The following is a 4,699-nucleotide window of genomic DNA, read 5'->3' as shown; positions in this document are numbered from 1 at the left end:
CCAGATGAACCTGGACGTATTGATCTTCTTTATACTTCTTTTTGGGATCACTTACTTTTTTGGAGGAAAAGCAGGAGCGGGGATATTTGAACAGCCTGAGAAATATTTGTCTGCAGGGGCGAAGTACGGCCTGCTTACCAGTTTGATCATGATCATTTACTGGGCAGTTGTTTACCTGTTTCACAACGGGTTTAACGTTACGTTTTACCAGATTATGCTGGTATGGCCTGCTTTGTTGCTGACGGCAGCTATAACATGCGGCTGGTTATGGTGCGCCTGGCAGATCATGCGGAATGTGAAGAACACCAACTTATGAAGAAAACAGCTGCAACGGAACGTACAAAAGGTTTTATCAGTATTGTGTTTGTGATGCTCATATGGGGCAGTTCCTTCACGGTTACCAAAACGGTGGTAGCGGAAGTAGCACCTTACCTGTTTGCTGCACTACGCCACATAGTAGCCTGTGGGTTGTTGCTGCCGTTTTATTTGCGGCAACGGAAAAAAGTACCGCAACAGCTGCCTTATAAAAAGCTGGCGTTGATGGGCATATTGGGGATCACCGTATACTATGGTCTTTTCAATTCCGCCATGCTCTATATCCCCGCGTCTACGGGCGCATTGGTGGAAGGATTAATACCGGTAGCGATTGCCATCCCGGCGGCACTTTTGTTAAAGGAACATATCGGCGGCAGAAGCATTGCCGGTATTATACTATGTGTAACGGGCGTAGTGCTGGTAGGATTTGTTGGGAACACCGGGGGAACGCATACCCTGCGCGGGAGTGTACTGATGCTGCTGGCGGTTTGCTGCTGGAGCGCATATACCTTGCTGTCGAGAAGCCTGAAAGATACAGATACCCTGTTAGCCACCGCGGTGAGTACTTTTATAGGATCCGCTTTTTTAATACCGGTTGCCGGCGTGGAACTGTACCTGCATGGTATGCCGCAAATATCCTGGAAGGCATGGGCGGGAATTGTTTACCTGGGGATATTTGCTTCTGCTTTGGCTTATTTTCTTTATAATAAGGCATTGGAAAGTTTGCCTGCCGCCCAGGTGGGGAATTTCCTGAACCTGAATCCCGTGATCGGCGCGTTAATCGCCGTGATCTTCCTGAAAGATACTTTCACTCCCTGGCAGATGGCCGGCGGCCTGCTGGTATTGGCTGGTATCTGGCTAAGTTCAAAACGGGTAAAACAATAGGTCGTTTACACCGTTAATAAATCCAGCAATTAATGTTTACTTTACCCGTTGTCATGTGCGCCGTTCCAGATAGAATGATCTTATCATAGCGTAATGAACGAACAGGAATTACTTAATCAGCTTTCTCCTGGCAACCTGGGGGCATACGCCGGGGCTCATCTATTCAGGATAGTAAAGTTGATTAATGACAGGGGATGCTGTAATTTTGCGGTGATTGAATCACCAGCAACTGTAATATGACCAACAGCACTGTAAAACAGCAAAGAATAAAGGATAGCAATATAAGAATGGCCACCCTGCTGGCTTTTGCCATGATCCCTATGTCGGGGTTTGCTACGGATATTTATATCCCCTCCTTACCGGGTATGACCAATGCCCTGGGTATTTCCAACAGCCAGGCCCAGCTTACGCTGAGTCTTTTTTTGATCAGCTATGGATTATCACAGCTCTTTATAGGCGGGCTGCTGGATAGTTTTGGCCGGTACCGGATCTCACTGGTAGCCATGTTTATTTTTTGCGCGTCGTGCGTTACCATTGCCAACACGCATAATATTTATGTTATTTATGCCATGAGGGTGCTGCATGGTATTACCATAGCAGCCATGGTAGTGAGCAAGCGGGCGTTTATTGTAGACCTGTATGCAGGGGAACAGCTAAAACATTATCTCAGCCTGTTTACCATCATCTGGTCTACCGGGCCTATAGTAGCGCCGTTTATCGGCGGGTACCTGGAAGTGACCTTCGGTTGGGAATCCAACTTTTATTTCCTGGGTGGTTTTGCCGCGGTGCTGCTCCTGCTGGAGCTGATCTTCAGCGGGGAAACCATTAAGCATACCACGCCGTTCCACCCCGTGAAGATCCTGTCTATTTACTACGCGATGATCCGCACAGGCAGTTTTACGCTGGGTATTGTGATGTTGGGACTGGCTTATTCCATGGTGATGGTATATAATATGTCGGGGCCTTTTATTATTGAGCACTACTTTAACCTGTCGCCCGTCATTACAGGCTATTGTTCCCTGTTCCTGGGCTTTGCCTGGATGGTGGGCGGATTTTTAGGCAAGGGGATGATCAACCGGCCATTTGTAAAGAAGATGAACGTTAATGTGGGATTACAGCTGGTAGCAGCGTTGCTTTTGCTGGTTTCGTTTTCCCTGTACGGCGGATTGTGGACCATACTGGTGTTTGCATTCCTGGTGCATGTGGGAGCGGGTTTTACCTATAATAATTATTTCACCTTCTGTTTGCAGATATTTCCCAAAAATGCCGGTATTGCCGGCGGACTTACAGGTGGTTTGTGTTATGTGATTGTATCCATACTCAGTTATGGGCTCATATATAGTTTACCGGCGGAAGACGGCAGGCATCTTTCCTTTAGTTATATATTCCTGATCCTGGCGAGCGCGCTGGTAATGTACCGGGTGTTCCTGTTGTCCCGGAAACGGGAAGCGGTGCTGCAGTAGAGTTCCGGATGCAGATACGCGAAGGCGTATGCCCGTTTCAACGCCTGCATAACCGGTCTTGCACTTTTTAAATATAATTGTTAATTTGACAGTTAATTTGAAAACCAGTTATGCAAAAGCACCTGTTACATTTTTTTATCCTCCTGTTGCTGTTACCCGCATTGCCGGGAAATGCGCAACAGGATACCCTGTTGATGAGCGTGGATACCCGCAAAAGTAAAGGACCGTTAAAACCAATATGGGCCTGGTTTGGCTACGATGAGCCGAACTACACCTATATGAAAGACGGGAAGAAATTACTCACGGAAATTGCCGCCTTAAGTAAAGTGCCGGTATATGTACGGGTACACAGTTTACTTGTAACCGGCGATGGCACGGCTGCATTGAAATGGGGATCTACCAATGCATATACAGAAGATGCAAATGGCAACCCGGTGTATAACTGGACCATCATCGATAAGATATTCGACACATTTATAGAGCGGGGTATGAAACCCATTGCACAAATAGGTTTTATGCCGGAAGCACTGTCTGTAAAACCATCGCCTTACCGGCATCATTGGCAACCGGATAACCAGTATAATGATATATTTACCGGGTGGGCCTATCCCCCGAAAGATTACCAGAAATTTGCCGCGCTGGTATATGAATGGGTAAAACATTCCGTAGCGCGTTATGGAAAGGCAGAAGTGGAAAGCTGGTACTGGGAGTTATGGAACGAACCCAATATCGGTTACTGGAAAGGCACTACAGAAGAGTATATTAAGCTGTATGATTACACCGCCGACGCAGTGAAGCGGGCATTGCCCACTGCCAGGATAGGCGGCCCGGAAGTGACAGGACCTAACTGGGATGTGGCGGCGAAGTTCCTTAAAACTTTCCTGGATCATGTAGTGAGTGGAAAGAATTACGCTACGGGAAAAACAGGCGCACCGCTGGATGTGATCACCTTTCATGCGAAGGGGGCGCCTAAAGTGATAGATGGTCATGTACAGATGAATATGGCCGCACAGCTGCGTGATATTGACAAAGGTTTTGAAATAATAGCCGGTTATCCCTCGCTGAAAAAGCTGCCTGTTATTATCGGTGAATCAGACCCCGAAGGATGCGCTGCGTGTTCGGAAGCATTTCATCCTTCCAACGCTTATCGCAACGGCACTATGTATTCAAGTTATACGGCGGCTTCCTTTGCCCGGAAATACGACCTGGCAGCGGCCCGCGGCATCAACCTGGCAGGCGCGGTTACCTGGGCCTTTGAGTTTGAAAACCAGCCATGGTTTGCCGGTTTCCGTGACCTGGCCACTAACGGTGTAGATAAACCGGTTTTAAATGTATTCCGCATGTTTGGCCTGATGCAGGGCAACCGGCTGGAGGTAAGCGGGCAAATGAATTACAACTACCATCAGATCCTCGACAGCAGTGTACGCGGCGCAAAACGGGATGTGAATGCACTGGCTGCCGGCGATGAACACAGCGCCAGCGTAATGGTATGGAATTATCACGACGATAACATTATTCCGGCACAATCATCTCCCGTAAAAATAAAAGTAAAAGGGCTGCCTGCCACCCGCGTATTACTGAAGCATTACCGGATCGATGCCTCCCATAGCAACGCTTATGAAGTGTGGAAGAAGATGGGATCGCCACAACATCCCGACGCCATGCAAACCGCGCAGCTGGAACGCGCAGGACAGCTGGAAGCCCTCACTTCACCGGAGTGGGTGCTTCCCCGTAACGGCGAAATTATATTGAATGCAGTTCTCCCGGGACAGGGAGTATCGTTGCTGCAACTAACGTGGTAACATATAAAATTTCTGCGTAAAACCGCCCTGCAGCTATAGTTGCAGGGTTTTTTATTTATGTCGCAAACTCCCCGCATATTGTCTCATTTCACCCTTTTTATTGATAGTGAAGTAAATATCTTTGTGCCGGTCATTTTCTACCGGTAAAACATCCGGTTTTACCGGTAGAAAAATGATCCTGGCCGGAAAAGTTTTCTGTAGTGCATTTGCGGGGCATATATTTGGCGCCCGGAT

The 4,699-nt window shown here is 47.9% G+C and carries 4 protein-coding genes; all 4 read left to right on the top strand.

The window, feature by feature from the left end:
• Nucleotides 1–316, top strand: a 316-nt coding sequence (locus VN105_RS05665; RefSeq protein ID WP_325638791.1) for a hypothetical protein, incomplete at its 5' end; no start/stop codon positions are given.
• On the top strand, nucleotides 313–1,200 hold the full coding sequence (locus VN105_RS05660; RefSeq protein ID WP_325638789.1) for a DMT family transporter: 888 nt from the start codon (nucleotides 313–315) through the stop codon (nucleotides 1,198–1,200). The genes VN105_RS05665 and VN105_RS05660, both read left to right, overlap by 4 nt.
• Before the next feature lie 236 nt (nucleotides 1,201–1,436).
• Nucleotides 1,437–2,663, top strand: a complete 1,227-nt coding sequence (locus VN105_RS05655) for an MFS transporter (RefSeq protein ID WP_325638787.1) — start codon at nucleotides 1,437–1,439, stop codon at nucleotides 2,661–2,663.
• A 110-nt stretch (nucleotides 2,664–2,773) separates the two neighbouring features.
• A complete protein-coding gene (locus VN105_RS05650) occupies nucleotides 2,774–4,465 on the top strand; it encodes a GH39 family glycosyl hydrolase (protein WP_325638785.1) in 1,692 nt (563 codons plus the stop codon).
• The last annotated feature ends 234 nt before the right edge of the window (nucleotides 4,466–4,699 follow it).

Source organism: Chitinophaga sp. (assembly GCF_035564935.1).
In the GTDB taxonomy this organism is placed as follows: domain Bacteria; phylum Bacteroidota; class Bacteroidia; order Chitinophagales; family Chitinophagaceae; genus Chitinophaga.
The sequence above is the reverse complement of the archived record's forward strand: the minus strand, read 5'-3'. Positions and strand labels throughout refer to the sequence as shown.

Bases quoted from the DNA above. Each gene is read 5' to 3' on its own strand.
- VN105_RS05660 (WP_325638789.1), top strand. From the start codon at position 313: ATGAAGAAAACAGCTGCAACGGAACGTACAAAAGGTTTTATCAGTATT.
- VN105_RS05655 (WP_325638787.1), top strand. From the start codon at position 1,437: ATGACCAACAGCACTGTAAAACAGCAAAGAATAAAGGATAGCAATATA.
- VN105_RS05650 (WP_325638785.1), top strand. From the start codon at position 2,774: ATGCAAAAGCACCTGTTACATTTTTTTATCCTCCTGTTGCTGTTACCC.